Raw genomic sequence first — 17,827 nt, 5'->3', positions numbered from 1 at the left:
CGCGGCGGATTTCACATCGTCGTCGATGTAATCAAGGTACTGGATGAAGTTCTCCGAGAACATTGAGACAAGCTTTTCAGCTTGGGCGTCATAGCCTTCTTTATCTGCCCATGTGCGGCGCGGGTCGAGTAGGATGTCGGCTACGCCCGGAACCGAGACGGGGACTTCGAAGCCAAAGTTCTCGTCCTTGCGGAATTCAACCTCGGAAAGCGAGCCATCAAGGGCGGAGTGGAGCAAGTTGCGTGTGGCTTTGATCGGCATGCGAGAGCCAATACCATACGCACCGCCGGTCCAACCCGTGTTTACTAACCAGCAGGTGGCGCCGTGTTTGGCAATTTTGTCGCGTAGCAGATTACCGTAGGTCTCTGGCCGGCGCGGCATGAACGGTGCGCCGAAACAGGTCGAGAACGTGGGAACAGGTTCCGTAATCCCTTTTTCGGTGCCCGCGACTTTGGACGTGAAACCAGAGAGGAAGTGATACATCGCTTGCGCAGGTGACAGCCGCGCGATCGGGGGAAGCACGCCGAACGCATCACATGTCAGCATGATGATATTTTTGGGGTGGCCGCCGAGGGCGGTCTCTGACGCATTCGAAATATAGTGCAGCGGGTACGCGCAGCGCATGTTTGCGGTCAGACTGGAATCCTCAAAGTCGAGATCTTTGGTGTGTTCATCAAAAACCATGTTCTCGATGACTGTCCCGAATTTGGTTGTTGTCGCATAGATTTCTGGCTCTGCCTCTGCTGAAAGATCGATTGTCTTGGCGTAGCAGCCGCCCTCAAAGTTAAAGGTGCCGCGTTCGGACCACCCATGTTCGTCATCGCCGATCAATATACGATCAGGGTCAGCGGACAGTGTTGTTTTGCCTGTGCCAGAAAGGCCAAAGAAGACTGCGGTATCAACTGGGTTACCTGGGGCGTGGTTGGCGGAGCAGTGCATCGCCATGACGCCCTTACCGGGTAGAATGTAGTTGAGAAGCGTAAATACGCCTTTCTTGTTTTCGCCCGCGTAGGAGGTGCCTCCGACAAGAATGAGTTTGCGATCGAAATTAAGCGCGATCACGGTACCAGAGCGACAGCCGTGTTTTGCGGGGTCCGCTTTAAAGCTTGGACAATTGATGACGGTATAGTCTGCTTCGAAGTGATCCACTTCCGTCAACGTGGGGCGGCGCAACATCGTGCGGTTGAACAGGGCATGCCATGCGAGTTCGCTCACCATACGCACGTCAAGACGGTGGGCCGCATCGGCGCCGCCGTAGAGATCTTCGACGAAATAATCGCCACCTTTCATATGCTCGACCATGTCCGCGTAAAGGACGTCAAACTTGTCCGATTCCATCGGTTGGTTGTTTTCCCACCAGATTGTGTCTTCAACGCTAGGTGTGCGGACCACATATTTGTCGTTGGGAGAGCGCCCCGTATGCTCGCCTGTGGTGACATAGAGTGAGCCACCTTTGCCAAGCGTTCCCTCGCCGCGTTTGAGTGCCTCTTCGATGAGGGCTGGCTCAAGAAGGTTATAATACACATTGCCGAGATCAGAGATCCCTTGGGTTTCCAATGTAAAATCTGGGTTCACGCGTCCGGTTGCCATAGTGCCAAGCTCCCCGCCCCGCCAATGTGGGCGTCCTGATGTCAAAAATAATAACGCGAAGGGCCATTCGCGGTCTGTCGTGCCCGAGAGACATGCAGGCTATAACATGCGGAAATCGTCCGTAAACAGGCGCTAAGTCAAAGTTAGCGCAACCATAATGGGGTTAGCGCAATCATTTTCGAGTTAGCGCAATCACGGTGCAGATTTGCCGCGCGGACCAAGGAAATAGGCGCGAACCAGATAATAAGTGAGGCAAATTAGTCAAACATTGAATTTTTTAGCATTTCAATGAGTCCATCTACGCACTGATTCGCGGTTTCACTTGATTTGAATAGGTGTCTGGATGAATATGCGTAACAAAACGAATGAGCAAAAACGAAACTATTGAGCAGTTGAAGGAAACCGAACATGTCTCGGATCGCCTTGGTCGATGACGACCGGAATATCCTCACGTCCGTCTCCATGACACTCGAAGCCGAAGGGTTCGAGGTCGAAACATATAATGATGGTCAATCAGCCTTGGACGCTTTTAATAAAAAGCTTCCCGATATGGCGGTGTTTGACATCAAGATGCCGCGTATGGACGGAATGGACTTGCTGCAGCGCGTGCGGCAAAAAACGAACATGCCCGTCATTTTTTTAACATCGAAGGATGATGAGATCGACGAAGTGCTTGGTTTGCGCATGGGGGCTGATGACTATGTGAAAAAGCCGTTTTCACAGCGCCTGTTGGTCGAGCGAATTCGTGCGCTTTTGCGGCGCCAAGAGGCCCTCGATGGTGTTGAGGTCGCGGAAACCGAAGAAACTAAAATGATGGAGCGTGGCGAATTGGTCATGGATCCATTGCGTCATGCTGTGCGGTGGAAGGGGAAGGATGTTACTCTTACAGTGACAGAATTCCTGTTACTGCAAGCGTTGGCGCAGCGGCCCGGCTTTGTGAAGTCCCGCGATCAGCTGATGGATGTGGCCTACGATGATCAGGTTTACGTAGACGATCGTACAATCGATAGTCACATTAAACGCCTGCGCAAAAAAATGCGCACGGTAGATTCTGATTTTTCCGCAATCGAGACGCTTTACGGCATCGGTTATCGATACAACGAGGAATAAGGGACGAGCATGTCACTGTCCTCCCGAGTTGATGGATCACGCAAAAGCGCCAAGGATGCAGATGTTGTCCTTGGCGATGATTGGATTGCGCCAAAAATTTCTGACATCGATTTGCGCGAAAAACGTGCTCGGCGCAAATTCATTGCGGTTAACCGATCACCTTTGGCGCAAAAAATCATCACCTTTAACCTCGTTGCGATCATTTTGATGGTTTCGGGTATTCTCTATTTGAACCCGTTTCGCGATAGTCTCGTCACGCAACGCGAAATCGCGATGGTGACAGAAGCTGCGCTTATCGCAGATATGCTTGAAGCAACTGCAAATGGTACGCTGGAGATCACCGCGCAGGATGAAGCCGTTATGGCGGTTCTCGAAATCCCGTTGCGCGAAAATGTGTTTTTGTACAACGCTCAGGGTGATTTGGTGGCGTCGACCGTGGGCAAGCCGCGCCTTAGCCCATCGGGTCTCGCGGGATATGCCAATGGTGGCCGCCCAACCGTCATCTCCGATTTTTTGAACAAGGTGTGGAATGCGATGACATTTTCGTCGTCAGGGGGGCCACATGAGGGCAATCTCGCGCATGATGATGCGGCCAATGTCGCCCCTTTGATCGATGGCGCCCTTGCAAATCAGATCGGTGTGGATACGGGGTTTTCCAATACCGGTTCGACAGTTTTTGCCGTTGCAGCGCCGATTACGCTACAGGGCGAAAACGGGGTCGAAACCGTGGGCGTTGTGGGGTTGGTCTCTGCTGAGGGCGAAATTGACGAGCTTGTACGCGTCGAGCGTGAGCAGATTTTACAGGTGTTTATCATCGCTATTCTTGTGTCGATCGGGTTGAGCCTCGTACTTGCTTCAACGATTGCAAACCCTCTTGCGGATCTTGCCGCAGCCGCCGAAGTCGGTCGGGATAAAAATAGTCGTAAGGTCTCGCCGGGACGCGTGCGTATTCCTGATCTGTCAGGGCGGCCCGACGAAATTGGCCGCCTGTCCAGTGCTTTGCGCGGAATGGTCTCTGCACTCTATGACCGGATTGACGCAAACGAACAATTCGCCGCAGACGTGGCGCACGAAATCAAAAACCCATTGGCGTCACTGCGCTCCGCTGTCGGGTCACTGCGGATGGTCAAAAAAGAAGAGCACCGTATCAAATTGCTCGATGTGATTGAGCATGATGTGCGCCGCCTCGATCGCCTTGTCTCTGACATTTCTAATGCATCACGCCTTGATAGTGAGTTGGTCAAGGAAGAAGAGGAAGAATTCAACCTTCTCAAAATGCTGTCCAATTTGACCGAGTTTCTCGGTCAGGATGCCCAAGAGAAAGGTGTCGATTTTATTGCGGACTTGCCAGACGAGCCGATCATCGTCGCAGGCCTTGAGGCCCGCCTTGCCCAAGTTTTCGTAAATTTGATCACCAATGCAGTGTCCTTTTGCGAAGACGGCGATGCGATTCGCGTTTGGGTGCGCAAACGTGACAGCAGGGTTTTAGTCGTCGTAGAGGACACCGGGCCGGGAATCCCAGATCAAGCCTTGTCAAAAATCTTTAAGCGGTTCTATTCGGAGCGCCCTGAAGGGCAGTTTGGCAACAACTCGGGCCTTGGTCTGGCGATCTCAAAACAGATTGTCGAGGCTCATGGTGGCGTTATCTGGGCGGAAAATATTCGCCCTACCGATGCCGATATCACATCTGAGCCGCTGGGTGCGCGTTTCGTGGTCGGTCTGCCAGTGTGAGTGGTTTGGGTGTGACCTCCCCCAAATCCCAACCCGCCAAGCTGTGTCACGCCAGTTGTGTGGCATTTACGCCGTCTGCCGGCTTGCTGATTGTCGGGCCATCGGGTAGCGGAAAGTCGACGCTATCGTTGACCCTGATGGCATTGGGTGCCACGCTCGTATGTGATGATCAAACATTGTTGCGCGCGGACGATGACGGACAGGCAGTGGTCGCAACCGCTCCCCCTACCATAAAGGGGCAAATAGAGGCGCGGGGCATCGGGATCCTGAGTGCAACATCGTTTGATGCTTGTCGCATCCGTGCTATTGTTGATCTATCAAAAGTTGAGGAAGAACGCTTGCCTCCGGTGCGAAATGAGCGCGTTATTGGTGTTTCGATTCCCTTGTTTTACAAAGTGGATGGGCCACAGTTTGCTCCCGCTTTGATCCAATGGCTCAAAGGAGGCCGGATCGCGTGACCGAAGACGGTAAGGCAATAAACATAATGGCGCCGCGCCACCGTGTAGTGCTGGTGACAGGACCATCGGGTGCCGGTCGTTCGACCGCGATTAACGTTCTTGAGGATTTGGGTTACGAGACGATCGACAATTTACCGTTGTCTATCTTACCAAGGTTACTTGAAGCAGGTGGAACGCGTCGGCCACTCGCGCTCGGCATCGATGTACGTAACCGTGACTTCTCAATTGCAGGCATGATTGAAGTGATTGACGGCCTCACGGGCAGTTCGACTTATGACGTCGAGCTACTTTACCTCGACGCTTCGGTGGACGCACTGGTACGGCGGTATTCGGAAACGCGCCGCCGTCATCCGTTGGCACCTGCGGAAACTGCGCTTGTCGGTGTCGGTCGAGAGATAGACCTTTTGCTTCCGATCCGGACCCGCGCGGATATTTTGATCGATACATCCGAATTGACGCCGCACCAATTGCGCGATGAGGTCGAGCGGTGGTTCGCCGCCGATGATCGCGCCAATATGGCGATTTCGGTACAGTCCTTTTCGTACAAACGCGGCATGCCGCGTGGTGTCGATATGGTGTTCGACGTAAGATTTCTTACCAATCCGTATTGGGAGGAAAGTCTTCGTGGCTTGAACGGGCTAGACGTAAAGGTGCGTGCCTACGTCGAGGCTGACCCGCGTTACGCTGCTTTTTTCGAAAAAGTGTGTGATATGACAGAGCTGCTTTTGCCAGCTTATGAAGAAGAGGGAAAGCGCCATTTGTCTATCGCGTTTGGGTGCACAGGTGGGCAGCATCGTTCCGTCACTCTTGCGGAAAACTTGTCACAAGCTCTTGCGGAGCGTGGTTCTCGAGTGTCAGTTAGGCATCGGGAAATGGAACGGCGCGATTTGACCGCGCCCAAGAAAGAAACGGAGACGTTGGCGTGATTGGAATTGTCATCGTCGCACATGGTGGGCTGGCCAAAGAATATCTTGCTGCCGTCGAGCATGTCGTCGGCAAACAGTCAGGTATTGAGGCAATCTCCATCGCCCCGGACCATGATCGAGTCGGCAAGCAACAAGAGATCTGCTTAGCCGCTGATACTGTAGATGCCGGTAGCGGAGTGGTTGTGGTCACCGATATGTTTGGCGGAAGCCCATCCAATTTGTCCTTGCTTGCCTGCCATCATAGTGATCGTAAAATCATTTACGGGGCTAATTTGCCGATGCTGATCAAGCTTGCAAAATCGCGCCATACAACGGTCGATGACGCCGTATCAAAAGCGCTTGTTGCAGGGCGCAAATACATCGACAGCTTCGATGTCGCCGGTCAGTAAGATCGCAACAGTTAGGATTCAACATGTCGTCAGTTTTCCGTACCCACGAGATTATCAATGTCAAAGGTTTGCACGCGCGCGCGTCAGCAAAGTTTGTTGAAAAGGTTGAGGAATTTGATGCCTCGGCGGAGGTCTGTAGGGATGGCATGTGTACAGGCGGCGATAGCATCATGGGGCTTTTGATGTTGGCAGCTTCAAAGGGAACCACTATTGATGTGACGACGAGTGGTCCGCAGGCAAATGGTCTTGCTGATGCGCTCGAAATATTGATCAAGGACCGATTTGGCGAGGGCATGTGAGTGCCGCCACGGGATACGAGGGTAGTATGACCGACCAGAACGCTATCACAGGCGAGGTAACGTCGCGCGATGCTGATTTTACGCCTTATGATGCGCGCCGTTTATCATACGCCAATACGTTTTCTGATCCGTCAAAAATTGTGATAATCCGCGCAATCGAGTGGATGACGGGCAAGTTACCGCTGTTGCGTCGTATTCGTCGTTTTGAGAAATTAGGTGCGCCTCATGGTCACGGATTTTTCACGCAGACTCTCAATGTGATGAACATCGAGGTGAAAACTCCAGTCGAGCAAGCCGCGAAAATCCCCTCAACAGGGCCATTGGTGGTCGTAGCGAACCATCCACACGGGTTGACCGACGGTCTTGTCATGGCGGAGTTGATTGGGAAGGTGCGCACGGATTATAAAATTTTGACGCGCTCGCTTTTGACCGGTATTCCCGAAATTGATCCGTTTATGTTGCCCGTTCCCTTTCCTCACGAAGAAGACAGTCACCGCAAATCCATCACGATGCGGCATGAGGCAATGGATCAGTTAAAGGCGGGAGGCGTAATCGTTCTTTTCCCAGCGGGCGCCGTGGCCACATCACACACAATGTTCGGACCTGTTGTCGAGAAAGAGTGGAATCCGTTTACTGCGAAGATGATTTTAAAGTCGGGTGCAACGGTTTTGCCAATATATTTTCCGGGCCGTAATACGCGTCTTTATCAAATCGCGGACAAGATTTCTGCGACGATCCGGCAGGGGCTGTTGCTTCACGAAATCGCCCGCTCGATGAATAAGCCTCAGTCGCCCATTATTGGAGATCCAATTCTTGCCAGTGAGCTCGGGGAATGGAAGGCTAATCCGCGTGGATTTATGGATTGGTTGCGTGGTCATACCCTCGCCCTGGGTGGGCGAACTGACTAACGTTTAGCGGGTCGGGACCGGAGCATCGCCGCGGTAGTCGTAAAAGCCGCGCTGTGTTTTGCGGCCAAGCCAACCGGCCTCAACATATTTGGTTAAAAGCGGGCAGGGCCGGTATTTGGTATCTGCCAAGCCATCGTGCAGCACATTCATAATCGCCAGGCAGGTATCGAGCCCGATGAAATCGGCAAGCTCAAGCGGTCCCATCGGGTGGTTTGCCCCAAGCTTCATCGATTCATCAATGGATTTAACGGAGCCCACGCCCTCATAGAGCGTATAGACGGCTTCGTTGATCATCGGCATTAAGATGCGGTTGACGATGAAGGCGGGAAAATCCTCTGCACTTGCGGCTGTTTTCCCCAGCCGTTCAACAACGTCGAGAAGCAGTTTATAGGTTGGCTCGTCGGTCGCTATACCACGAATGAGTTCGACGAGTTGCATAATCGGAACCGGGTTCATGAAGTGGAACCCCATGAATTTCTCAGGCCGATCGGTACGTGAGGCCAGACGCGTGATTGAAATCGACGAGGTGTTCGATGTTAGAATTGTATGGTCTTGCAAGTGAGGAAGAAGCTGCGCAAAGATGGCGTTCTTTACATCCTCGCGCTCTGTTGCGGCCTCAATCACAAGATCGGTTTTCCCCAAATCTTCAAGTGCTTGAGTGGTCTTGATCCGCGCCATCGCGGCATCTTTTTCTGTGGTGGAAATTTTGTCTTTGCTCACTTGTCGATCAAGGTTCCTGGATATCACAGCTACGGATTTTTCGAGCGCTTCCGCTGAAATGTCATTTAGCAGGACGTCATACCCCGCGAGCGCGAAAACGTGTGCTATGCCATTTCCCATTTGGCCGGCGCCAACGATTCCTACGGTTGCAATGCTCATGGTGCCGAACTCCTTTTTGACAATAGAACCTTACGCGTTGCCATGAATGTGGCGCAAGGGCCGCGAGAGGCAAGCGATCGTGAAAATTTAGCATGAATTGTGACTTTAGCGAATTCGCAACTTGTATCTGCGAATCTCCACCTTGGGTGAAATACAAACCAGTGGGTGGTTAAATGGCTTATCAATATCCCTCAGAGGTGTCTCTGAACTATCTTCCTTGTCGTTATGGCAAGTCAAAACTGCTCTTTCGAGGGCCGAAAAAAGACTTGCAAGACGACTACATCGCCTTTCTTGGCGGCACAGAGACGTATGGTAAATATGTCCCGGTTCCCTTTGTCGAGCTCGTAAGTGCGGGTGAGGAAATCACGACTGTAAATCTTGGATGCGTGAATGCGGGAACGGATGTGTTTCTCAATGATGAAACCGTCATGGATATGTGTGATCGAGCGGCGGTCACTGTGCTGCAAATGTCGGGTGCACAAAACATGTCGAACCGGTTTTACGCCGTACATCCCCGCCGTAATGATCGATTTTTGCGGGCATCGACCCTTCTTAAAACAATCTACCGCGAGATCGACTTTACTGATTTCAACTTTACCCGACATCTTTTGAGCACTTTAGAAACTGCGTCTGCGGAAAAATTCGCGATGGTTCGTCAGGAGCTCAAGGATGCTTGGGTCGCACGGATGCGAACAATGGTACAACGCATTCCGGGTGATGTGGTTTTGCTATGGATGTCCGATCATGCCCCTGACGACAAGGATGCGACAAATGTGATAAGTGGAGATCCGCTATTTGTGGATCGTGAAATGATTGAGGAAATCCGGCCGTTGGTCAAAGATATTGTCGAGATCGTTGGGACGCCAGCCGAGATTGAACAAGGCTATGATCTATTGGCATTTTCCGAGTTGGAGGCCGCAGCAGCCAAAGAGATGCTTGGCCCGATTGTGCATGCGCGTGCCGCAGCGGAGATCCAAGCGGCGTTGCGTGCTATCAAACGGTAGGATGCGCCGCTTAAAATTTGTGGATGCAAGTGAAATTGTGAAAAAGGCCCACCAATTTGGCGGGCCTTTCTGCGTCTTGGCAGATGAAGGCTTAAAGCTTGCCTGTTAACTCCGGCACGGCATCGAAAAGATCGGCAACGAGTCCGAAGTCTGCAACTTGGAAAATGGGCGCTTCTTCGTCTTTGTTGATCGCAACAATGACTTTCGAGTCTTTCATGCCTGCAAGGTGCTGAATCGCGCCAGAGATGCCAACGGCGATGTACAGATCTGGGGCAACAACTTTTCCAGTTTGGCCCACTTGCCAATCGTTCGGGGCAAATCCGCTGTCGACTGCGGCCCGAGACGCCCCCACTGCGGCACCTAATTTATCGGCCAGCGCGGAGATGATCGCGAAATCGTCCTCGGATCCTACGCCGCGCCCGCCAGAGACGACGATCTTTGCGGAGGTGAGTTCTGGGCGATCACTAACCGCGACTTTGTCCTCAACGAACGTGGAGAGACCTTTGTGACCTGCACCTGATGTTGCGTCAATCGATGCAGATCCGCCGGTGCCCGCGGTGTCGAAGGTAGCCGTGCGAAACGAGATGATTTTCGTTGCATCTTCGGATTTTACAGTTTGAATTGCGTTGCCAGCGTAAACAGGTCGCTTGAACGTATTCGCGTCGACCACAGCAATGACATCGGAAATCACCATGACATCCAGTAAAGCTGCGACGCGGGGTAACACGTTTTTACCTGTGGTTGTAGCTGGCGCGACGATGTGTGTGATGCCCGCCGCCAGAGATACGATCAGATCAGCGATATTTTCGGCCAGACCGTTCGCATAGGCGGTGTCATCGGCGCAAAGCACCTTTGTTACACCGTTAATTTGCGCGGCTGCGTCGGCAGCGGCCTGTGGGCCACAAACCAAAACAGTGATGTCGCCGAGTGGCGCACAAGCTGATACGGCTTTCGCGGTTGCATCGAAGGCAAGTTCACCGCCTGCTACTTCAGCAAGGAGAAGTACGGACATCAGATAAGGCCCCCCTCTTTGAGTTTGGACACAAGCTCGTCAACGGACGCAACCATGATACCAGCCTGACGTGCGGCGGGTTCCTCGGTCGTCACAACTGTAAGACGCGGCGTTGTATCTACGCCGTAGTCGGCAGTTGAGGTTTCGCTCAGCGGCTTTTTCTTAGCCTTCATGATGTTTGGCAAGGACGCATAGCGCGGTTCATTTAGACGCAGGTCCGTGGTCACAATCGCGGGCAAGTTAACGGAAATGGTTTGAAGACCACCGTCCACTTCGCGTGTCACGATCGCTTTGCCGTCTTCAACTTTGACTTCAGAGGCAAATGTGGCCTGTCCCCAGCCGAGCAGGGCGGCCAGCATCTGACCCGTTGCGTTCATGTCATTGTCGATGGCTTGTTTTCCAAGGATCACCATTTGTGGTGCTTCTTGTTCGACAATCTTGGCCAGGAGTTTGGCAACGGCAAGGGGTTCTATGTTGACCCCTTGGTCGTCCACGACAAGGATGCCACGATCCGCGCCCATTGCGAGCGCGTTGCGGATCGTGTCGGTCGATTTTTTCTCGCCAATCGAGACGACAACAATCTCCTCAACGATGCCCGCTTCTTTCAAGCGGATTGCCTCTTCGACCGCAATTTCGTCGAACGGGTTCATGGACATTTTGACGTTGGCGAGATCGACACCCGTGCCATCGGCCTTTACTTTGACCTTCACGTTGTAGTCGATCACGCGTTTGACAGGCACTATAACCTTCATCGGCGTAAACTCCTTTAGCAGCCCCCGCGAGTGTCGCAGAGGTCCTCGTTTCAGCAACTTTATTACCCGCTCGCGCCCGCAGAAAATACCCCCAAAACGCCACGGTTCGTTCCAAAGACGTGACGTTTGGAGGAAAAGTGACGTAGCGATAGCGCTCACATCTAGAACGGCGACCTTATCTGTTCGCGCCAGGCACCCAAAGTACGTCATCTTTGCCGCCATTGTTGGCGACTCGCGCGACAACGAAGAACCAGTCAGACAAGCGATTGAGGTATTTGATCGCAGCTTCGTTGACGTCTTCTGTGGTTGCCAATTCGACACACAAACGCTCAGCGCGGCGCGATACGGTACGGCATAAATGCAGGTGTGCCGCCAAAGCGGATCCGCCGGGCAGAATAAAGGAGCGAAGCGGTTCTAGATCTGCGTTCATCGCATCAATTTCCGTCTCGAGGCGATCGGTTTGCGAGGCGATCAGACGCAGCGGCGGATATTCCGCCTCGGCATCGCTCGCCATGTTTGGACGACACAGATCTGCGCCGAGGTCGAATAAATCGTTCTGGATACGCGACAGGGCGGTGTCGATATCACCGTCCGCGTGCAAGCGCGCCAGCCCCAGTGTAGAGTTCAATTCGTCCACGGTGCCGTAGGCTTCGACGCGAGCGGAGTGTTTGGCAACGCGGGTTCCGTCACCGAGAGCTGTTTCGCCTTTATCGCCGGTGCGTGTGTATATCTTGTTTAGGACAACCATTGTGTTGCGCTCCCTTATTTGTTTCCGCCCAGTGCAACAAAAATCACGACTATGATCACAACGACCAATTGTGCGATGATCCGCCACTTCATCATTTTGTTACTTTTTTTGGCGCCATCTATGCCGCCGCGCCCCATGTGGGATATGCCGCGGGCCAAAATGAGTACGACAATAGCGCAGCCGATGCCTATGAGATAAATGAACGGGCTCATGGAGTGTCCTTTGTAACGTCGAGGAGTGTTTGGGTGGATGTTGAGAGGGACATAGCGCATTTTTCTCAGTGTCAAAACACGCGAAACGCCGCGGCGTGTTCCAGCGTTATGCCCGCGCCATAAGCGCATCCATTGCGCGTTGCGGTAAAAAACGCCGTGCGAGTGCCGCGATGTAGGTGGGCGTGGTTACATAGTAATGTGCTTTTGGGCGGCGAGACGTCAGGGCGCGCTTGAGCTTCGCTGTGACCGCATCGGGGCCGAGTTCAAAGGGATCGGGTGTACTCGTTTCGGCAGCTTTATAGAGGCGCGGTACAAGGACAGTGCGGTAATGATCGGCCCGCGCCGACGCTTTCCAATCAATCCATGTGTCAAATTGCTTTCGTGCATTTAGGCGAAAGGACGTTCCGATTGGTCCAGGCTCAATGGAGATTACATCAATTCCCGTGCCGCGCATTTCAAGGCGCATTGTATCGGTTAGCCCCTCGATTGCGAATTTTGTAGCGTTGTATGAGCCGCGCCACGGCATCGCCATGATCCCTAAAACTGACGAACATTGCACGATGCGCCCATGCCCTTGTGCGCGCATCACGGGAATGACGCGGCGGGTGAGGTCGTGCCATCCAAAGACATTGGCCTCAAAGTTTTGGCGTAAGGCATCTACGGGCAAATCTTCGACGGCGGCGGGAATAGCGTACGCGCCATTGTTAAACAGCGCATCAAGGGTTCCGTCCGTTCTCGATATGGCTTCGTCAAATCCTGCTTTGATGGACGCAGAATCTTCATAGTCTATCCGAAAGCTCTCAAGGCCCTCATCGCGCAAGCGGGCGCAATCGTTATCTTTGCGGCAGGTCGCAAAAACCCGCCATCCATCTGCGCGCAGCGCATGTGCCGCGTGATAACCTATGCCTGTGGAACAGCCGGTGATTAGAATGCTTTGCATGAATACCTCGATTGCGTGGGTGCAACAGGCTTAGCTCAACACGTGACCGACTGGAAACCCGAAGGTGCGACTATTGTTCTATGGCGTCAATAAAACGTGCAGACATGTAACCCTCGACGCCTTCACCCTCTACGGAGATCTTAACCCAACCATTGTGAGGGGAGGGTATGACACGCACAATGTCCGCCTGGACCACTTGGCCGAGAACTTCGTTTGAGGTTGAGGGGCCTGATCGTACGTTTACGCGTTTGCCAGTGACAACTCCGAGCATCATATTTGTGACGTCACCCGCGGGGGCGACAAGAGACGCGAGCCGCTCAGGTTCGCTCGCGGATGTTGTAACATGAGATGCGGACGTGATCAGATTAGCTCGTGGTTCTTGGGTGTAACTCACTTGCGAGAACGACGGACGATCAGGCTTTGACACCGATGTGTGGAGAGACGCTACCTTGATATCGGGAGCCGCCAAACTCTGGTGACCTGATTCGATCTGTGCAAGCGTAGGAACGTAATCGCCCTTTCGTTTGCTATGGTCGTCAAAAGCGTTTTGCACCATTGCCATGATCGGCGTGCGATTGGCATGACGAGCATCACGTTCAGCGATTTCGGCGTCCGACAAATCACCGCCAAAGATATAAAGTACAGCAAAAAGACCCGCCAAGGTCCAGGCAGTCAAACGTATCATAGCAACCCCCCAGTCACCAATTACACAAACAAAAGTATATATTAGTGTATCCCTTTACGCGGGCGGCGCTATCGGGGCAACCACCAGAAACTCATTTCTTTAGAGGAGTGTTGCGACAGCGCCGCTTGTCGGCGCGGACGTGGACCTGTATTCAATTGCCATGAGCAATGATTTGACAGACACCGTGCCTGAGGGCAGCGAAATATTTGAACCCCTGCGCCGTGCCATCGGTGAACGGTATTTAACCTATGCACTGTCAACGATTATGCACCGTGCATTGCCTGATGCGCGTGACGGGTTAAAGCCGGTTCACCGCCGTATTTTGTACGCGATGCGTGAATTGCGCCTGTCGTCTACAGGCGGGTTTCGCAAGTCGGCAAAGATTTCGGGCGATGTGATGGGGAACTATCATCCTCACGGTGACATGGCGATTTATGATGCGATGGCGCGCTTGGCTCAGGACTTCAACGTGCGCTATCCGCTGGTGCATGGTCAGGGGAATTTCGGCAACATCGATGGCGATAACCCGGCGGCATCACGGTATACCGAAGCACGGATGACGGCGGCGGCAGAAGCGTTGCTTGAGGGCCTCAATGAGAATGCGGTCGATTTTCGCGAGAATTATGACGGCACACTGACCGAACCGGTTGTTCTCCCCGCTGCCTTTCCAAATTTGCTCGCCAACGGGTCGACTGGCATCGCGGTTGGCATGGCGACAAATATTCCGCCACACAACATTATTGAGCTGATTGATGCCTCGCTGCACATGATCAAGACTCCCGATGTGCGTGACGAGACTCTGCTTAATTACGTGAAGGGGCCAGATTTTCCCACCGGCGGTGTTATCGTAGAGCCTGCGGAGAGCATGGCAAAGAGTTATGCAACTGGCCGTGGATCGTTTCGCCTTCGCGCCAAATGGGAGGTCGAGGATCTAGGGCGTGGTGTGTGGCAGATCGTCGTTACCGAGATTCCCTATCAGGTGGCTAAATCCAAATTGATCGAGAAACTTGCCGAGTTGATCCAGACTAAAAAAGTCCCGATCCTCGCCGATGTGCGCGACGAAAGCACTGAGGACATTCGCGTTGTATTGGAGCCCAAGTCCAAAAACGTTGATCCCGATGTGTTGATGAGCACGCTGTTTCGCAATTCCGATCTGGAAACGCGATTCTCGATGAATATGAATGTGCTGATCGACGGGCGCACACCCAAGGTCTGTTCGCTCAAAGAAGTGTTACGTGCTTGGCTCGATCATCGCCGTATTGTTCTACACCGCCGAAGCCAGCACCGGATGGACAAGATTGATCACCGCCTTGAGGTGCTCGAAGGCTTTATCATTGCCTTTCTAAACCTCGACCGCGTGATTGATATCATTCGCTATGATGATGATCCTAAAGCCGCATTGATGGCCGAGGAATGGGGGCGCGGTGTTGCGCGCGCCATGACCGAAAAAGACTATGTATCGCCTCTTCCCGCGGGCGATGATCAAGGTGAATTGACCGAGGTTCAGGCGGAAGCCATTCTCAACATGCGCCTACGCAGCTTGCGCCGCCTTGAGGAAATAGAGTTGGTGAAGGAACGTGACGCCTTGATGGCGGAGCGTGCGATTCTTGAAGACTTGATTCTTAACGAAGACGTGCAATGGGTGCGGATCTCTGATGAGTTGCGCGAGGTCAAAAAGACATTTGGTAAAGACTACCCGCGCGGCATGCGTTTGACGCAATTTGCCGAGGCGACTGAGGTCGAGGATGTCCCTTTGGAAGCTATGATCGAGCGCGAACCGATCACTGTTGTATGCTCGCAAATGGGGTGGATTCGCGCTATGTCAGGGCATATCGATCTGACGCGCGAGTTGAAGTTTAAGGACGGCGATGGGCCACGATTTACCTTCCACGCTGAAACGACGGACAAGTTACTTGTGGTTGGGAATAACGGTCGAATCTTTACTCTATCAGCGGCAACGTTGCCGGGCGGACGCGGCATGGGCGAGCCATTGCGGTTGATGGTGGATTTGCCCAATGAGGTCGATATTGTCGACATATTAAAGCATGACCCCGAAGCCAAACTCCTAATGGCGTCCAACGTTGGCAATGGCTTCATCGTGGCCGAAAAGGATGTTGTGGCGCAGACACGTAGCGGGAAACAAGTTCTCAACGTGAAGGATGGCGAAGTGACCAAAGTTGCGCACCGCATTCATGGCGACCACGTTGCAGTGATTTCGCAAAACAGGCGCTTCCTCGTGTTTGCCTTGTCCGAGATTCCAGAAATGGGGCGCGGCAAGGGCGTGCGTTTGCAAAAATACGGACAAGCTCGTGGTGCGCAAGGCATGCTTGAGCTCGACGGGGGCCTGTCCGATCTGACGACCTTCGTACTCGATGAGGGGTTGAGTTGGACGATGGGTGGGGGGAACACCCGCACCGAAAGAGATTTGGGGCCATGGCTTGGCAAGCGGGCGGGCGTTGGCAAACAGCCACCGCATGGTTTCCCGCGCGACAATAAGTTTTCATAAAAGAGGTTTACATGTTGGTATTTCGGACTTTTCTCGCCTTTCTCGCCGCACTCACGCTTGTCGCGTGTGGAGAGGCAAAAATGGTCACCCAAGAGACCCCGAAACTTCAACTTGGCGACTTTTCGTTTGGCCATAATATTGTTGTCGCTGATGGCATGCAAAAAGGTGTGTTTTCGCGCACAGCGGAGCCAGACGAAATCAAAGACTCTCTGACAGCGGCGTTGGCGGAGCGTCTTGGGCGGTATGACGGCGATAAACTCTATCACCTCGGCATCAAGGTCGAGGCCTATGCCCTTGCAATGCCGGGAATCCCGATCGTCTTTAAGCCGAAATCGGCGTATATTTTGACGGTTACGGCATGGGATGATGCCGCCGGCGGCAAGCTTAACGAAGAGCCGCGTTTGTTGACGATCTTCGAAGGCACGTCTGCACAAACCTTGATCGGTTCGGGCATTACGCGCAAAAAACAACAGCAAATAGATGTCTTGAGTCGCAACGCAGCGCGTCGCATCGAGCGTTGGCTTGAAGAGAACGGTGATTGGTTTGGTGTGGCGGCTGTGGATGCTGAGATCACGCAAGAAGATGATACCGCTGCGGCCTTGGAGTTGCTGGCCGCGAATGCTGATCCTGCTGCGATAGCAGAGGCACAAAAGGTGGCGGCGGAACAGCAGGCTGCGGAACAGGCGCAATCGCAGCCCCAGTAGTCTGAGACTTGCGCGCACAAGGCAACGAATAGAATGCCGGAATTTGCAACTGGTGCTTGATTTTTGTCTCGATAGCCAATAACTAGCCCGCGATGTTAATTCGGGTCATTGTGGCCCTTTCAAACCAAGAGGCGCCTCGATATGGCTAAAGGTAAGTTTGAACGCAACAAACCGCACGTGAACATTGGCACGATCGGTCACGTTGACCACGGCAAGACGACGCTGACGGCAGCGATCACCAAGTACTTTGGTGACTTTAAAGCCTACGACCAGATCGACGGCGCGCCGGAAGAGAAAGCACGTGGGATCACGATTTCGACAGCCCACGTTGAGTACGAGACGGAAGCCCGTCACTACGCCCACGTTGACTGTCCTGGTCACGCCGACTACGTAAAAAACATGATCACGGGTGCGGCGCAGATGGATGGCGCGATCTTGGTTGTGAACGCCGCTGACGGCCCGATGCCACAGACGCGCGAGCACATCTTGCTCGGTCGTCAGGTTGGCATCCCGCACATGGTTGTCTACATGAACAAAGTTGATCAGGTTGACGACGAAGAGTTGCTCGAGCTGGTTGAAATGGAAATCCGTGAGTTGTTGTCGTCCTACGACTACCCGGGTGACGACATTCCAGTGATCCCGGGCTCCGCGCTTGCGGCTATGGAAGGTCGCGACGAGGAAATCGGCGAGAACTCCATCCGCAAGCTGATGGAAGCTGTTGACAGCTACATCCCGACACCGGCACGCGCGGTTGATAAGCCGTTCTTGATGCCGATCGAGGACGTGTTCTCGATTTCCGGTCGCGGTACTGTTGTGACGGGTCGCGTTGAGCGCGGTGTTGTCAACGTTGGTGACGAGCTCGAAATCGTTGGTATCAAAGACACCACGAAAACGATTTGTACGGGTGTTGAAATGTTCCGCAAACTGCTTGATCGCGGTGAAGCTGGCGACAACATCGGCGCATTGTTGCGCGG

Annotated in this window: 19 protein-coding genes; 11 read left to right on the top strand and 8 right to left on the bottom strand. The window is 53.3% G+C overall.

Features of this window, described 5'->3' with window-relative positions; all coding sequences use genetic code 11:
- A partial coding sequence (locus tag ACTG34_RS03895) for a phosphoenolpyruvate carboxykinase (RefSeq protein WP_439103702.1) occupies nucleotides 1-1,590 on the bottom strand: 1,590 nt, incomplete at its 3' end.
- A 408-nt stretch (nucleotides 1,591-1,998) separates the two neighbouring features.
- On the opposite strand from ACTG34_RS03895, the gene ACTG34_RS03890 reads away from it, so the two are divergent.
- Genes ACTG34_RS03890 through ACTG34_RS03860 form a run of 7 tightly spaced genes read left to right on the top strand, consistent with a single transcriptional unit; the run spans nucleotide 1,999 to nucleotide 7,411 of the window.
- A complete protein-coding gene (locus tag ACTG34_RS03890; RefSeq protein WP_439103701.1) occupies nucleotides 1,999-2,700 on the top strand; it encodes a response regulator transcription factor in 702 nt (233 codons plus the stop codon).
- A gap of 9 nt (nucleotides 2,701-2,709) precedes the next feature.
- Nucleotides 2,710-4,431 (top strand): sensor histidine kinase, encoded by a 1,722-nt coding sequence (locus tag ACTG34_RS03885; RefSeq protein ID WP_439103700.1) that lies wholly within the window; start codon nucleotides 2,710-2,712, stop codon nucleotides 4,429-4,431.
- Complete coding sequence (locus ACTG34_RS03880; RefSeq protein WP_439103699.1) at nucleotides 4,428-4,889, top strand: HPr kinase/phosphorylase; 462 nt, start codon at nucleotides 4,428-4,430, stop codon at nucleotides 4,887-4,889. Before ACTG34_RS03885 ends, ACTG34_RS03880 begins: the two co-directional genes overlap by 4 nt.
- A 26-nt stretch (nucleotides 4,890-4,915) precedes the next feature.
- On the top strand, nucleotides 4,916-5,815 hold the full coding sequence (gene rapZ, locus ACTG34_RS03875) for an RNase adapter RapZ (RefSeq protein ID WP_439103698.1): 900 nt from the start codon (nucleotides 4,916-4,918) through the stop codon (nucleotides 5,813-5,815).
- Nucleotides 5,812-6,204, top strand: a complete 393-nt coding sequence (locus ACTG34_RS03870; protein WP_439103697.1) for a PTS sugar transporter subunit IIA — start codon at nucleotides 5,812-5,814, stop codon at nucleotides 6,202-6,204. Before rapZ ends, ACTG34_RS03870 begins: the two co-directional genes overlap by 4 nt.
- A 23-nt stretch (nucleotides 6,205-6,227) precedes the next feature.
- Nucleotides 6,228-6,503 carry an HPr family phosphocarrier protein gene (locus ACTG34_RS03865; RefSeq protein ID WP_439103696.1) on the top strand — a complete coding sequence of 92 codons (276 nt, stop codon included), beginning with the start codon at nucleotides 6,228-6,230 and terminating at the stop codon, nucleotides 6,501-6,503.
- A gap of 26 nt (nucleotides 6,504-6,529) precedes the next feature.
- Nucleotides 6,530-7,411: a lysophospholipid acyltransferase family protein gene (locus ACTG34_RS03860; RefSeq protein ID WP_439103695.1), complete on the top strand. Its 882-nt coding sequence runs from the start codon at nucleotides 6,530-6,532 to the stop codon at nucleotides 7,409-7,411.
- Between the two features lie 3 nt (nucleotides 7,412-7,414).
- On the opposite strand, the gene ACTG34_RS03855 is transcribed toward ACTG34_RS03860, so the two are convergent.
- Nucleotides 7,415-8,290, bottom strand: a complete 876-nt coding sequence (locus ACTG34_RS03855; RefSeq protein ID WP_439103694.1) for a 3-hydroxybutyryl-CoA dehydrogenase — start codon at nucleotides 8,288-8,290, stop codon at nucleotides 7,415-7,417.
- 173 nt (nucleotides 8,291-8,463) lie between these two features.
- Between ACTG34_RS03855 and ACTG34_RS03850 the strand changes: the two genes are divergently transcribed.
- Nucleotides 8,464-9,294 (top strand): DUF6473 family protein, encoded by an 831-nt coding sequence (locus tag ACTG34_RS03850; protein ID WP_439103693.1) that lies wholly within the window; start codon nucleotides 8,464-8,466, stop codon nucleotides 9,292-9,294.
- Between the two features lie 91 nt (nucleotides 9,295-9,385).
- Here the strand turns inward: ACTG34_RS03850 and ACTG34_RS03845 are convergent, their stop codons facing one another.
- The 6 genes from ACTG34_RS03845 to ACTG34_RS03820 all read right to left on the bottom strand — a co-directional run bounded on the left by ACTG34_RS03845 (nucleotide 9,386) and on the right by ACTG34_RS03820 (nucleotide 13,643).
- Nucleotides 9,386-10,306, bottom strand: a complete 921-nt coding sequence (locus ACTG34_RS03845) for an electron transfer flavoprotein subunit alpha/FixB family protein (protein ID WP_439103692.1) — start codon at nucleotides 10,304-10,306, stop codon at nucleotides 9,386-9,388.
- The gene (locus tag ACTG34_RS03840; RefSeq protein WP_439103691.1) at nucleotides 10,306-11,058 is read right to left on the bottom strand and encodes an electron transfer flavoprotein subunit beta/FixA family protein; all 753 of its coding nucleotides are present in this window, start codon (nucleotides 11,056-11,058) and stop codon (nucleotides 10,306-10,308) included. Before ACTG34_RS03840 ends, ACTG34_RS03845 begins: the two co-directional genes overlap by 1 nt.
- Before the next feature lie 175 nt (nucleotides 11,059-11,233).
- The gene (locus tag ACTG34_RS03835; protein ID WP_439103690.1) at nucleotides 11,234-11,806 is read right to left on the bottom strand and encodes a cob(I)yrinic acid a,c-diamide adenosyltransferase; all 573 of its coding nucleotides are present in this window, start codon (nucleotides 11,804-11,806) and stop codon (nucleotides 11,234-11,236) included.
- Between the two features lie 14 nt (nucleotides 11,807-11,820).
- A complete protein-coding gene (locus ACTG34_RS03830) occupies nucleotides 11,821-12,018 on the bottom strand; it encodes a twin transmembrane helix small protein (RefSeq protein ID WP_439103689.1) in 198 nt (65 codons plus the stop codon).
- Between the two features lie 106 nt (nucleotides 12,019-12,124).
- Entirely contained in the window at nucleotides 12,125-12,958 is an 834-nt protein-coding gene (locus tag ACTG34_RS03825; protein WP_439103688.1) for an SDR family NAD(P)-dependent oxidoreductase, read from the bottom strand.
- 70 nt (nucleotides 12,959-13,028) lie between these two features.
- The gene (locus ACTG34_RS03820; RefSeq protein WP_439103687.1) at nucleotides 13,029-13,643 is read right to left on the bottom strand and encodes an SH3 domain-containing protein; all 615 of its coding nucleotides are present in this window, start codon (nucleotides 13,641-13,643) and stop codon (nucleotides 13,029-13,031) included.
- A 160-nt stretch (nucleotides 13,644-13,803) separates the two neighbouring features.
- Between ACTG34_RS03820 and ACTG34_RS03815 the strand changes: the two genes are divergently transcribed.
- The 3 genes from ACTG34_RS03815 to ACTG34_RS03805 all read left to right on the top strand — a co-directional run.
- Entirely contained in the window at nucleotides 13,804-16,149 is a 2,346-nt protein-coding gene (locus ACTG34_RS03815; protein ID WP_439103749.1) for a DNA topoisomerase IV subunit A, read from the top strand.
- A gap of 11 nt (nucleotides 16,150-16,160) precedes the next feature.
- Nucleotides 16,161-16,853 carry a hypothetical protein gene (locus ACTG34_RS03810; RefSeq protein ID WP_439103686.1) on the top strand — a complete coding sequence of 231 codons (693 nt, stop codon included), beginning with the start codon at nucleotides 16,161-16,163 and terminating at the stop codon, nucleotides 16,851-16,853.
- Nucleotides 16,854-16,994: 141 nt separating this feature from the next.
- A partial coding sequence (locus tag ACTG34_RS03805; RefSeq protein ID WP_439103685.1) for an elongation factor Tu occupies nucleotides 16,995-17,827 on the top strand: 833 nt, incomplete at its 3' end.

The organism is Celeribacter marinus (assembly GCF_965656515.1).
Classification (GTDB): Bacteria; Pseudomonadota; Alphaproteobacteria; order Rhodobacterales; family Rhodobacteraceae; genus Celeribacter; species Celeribacter marinus_D.
The sequence above is the reverse complement of the archived record's forward strand: the minus strand, read 5'-3'. Positions and strand labels throughout refer to the sequence as shown.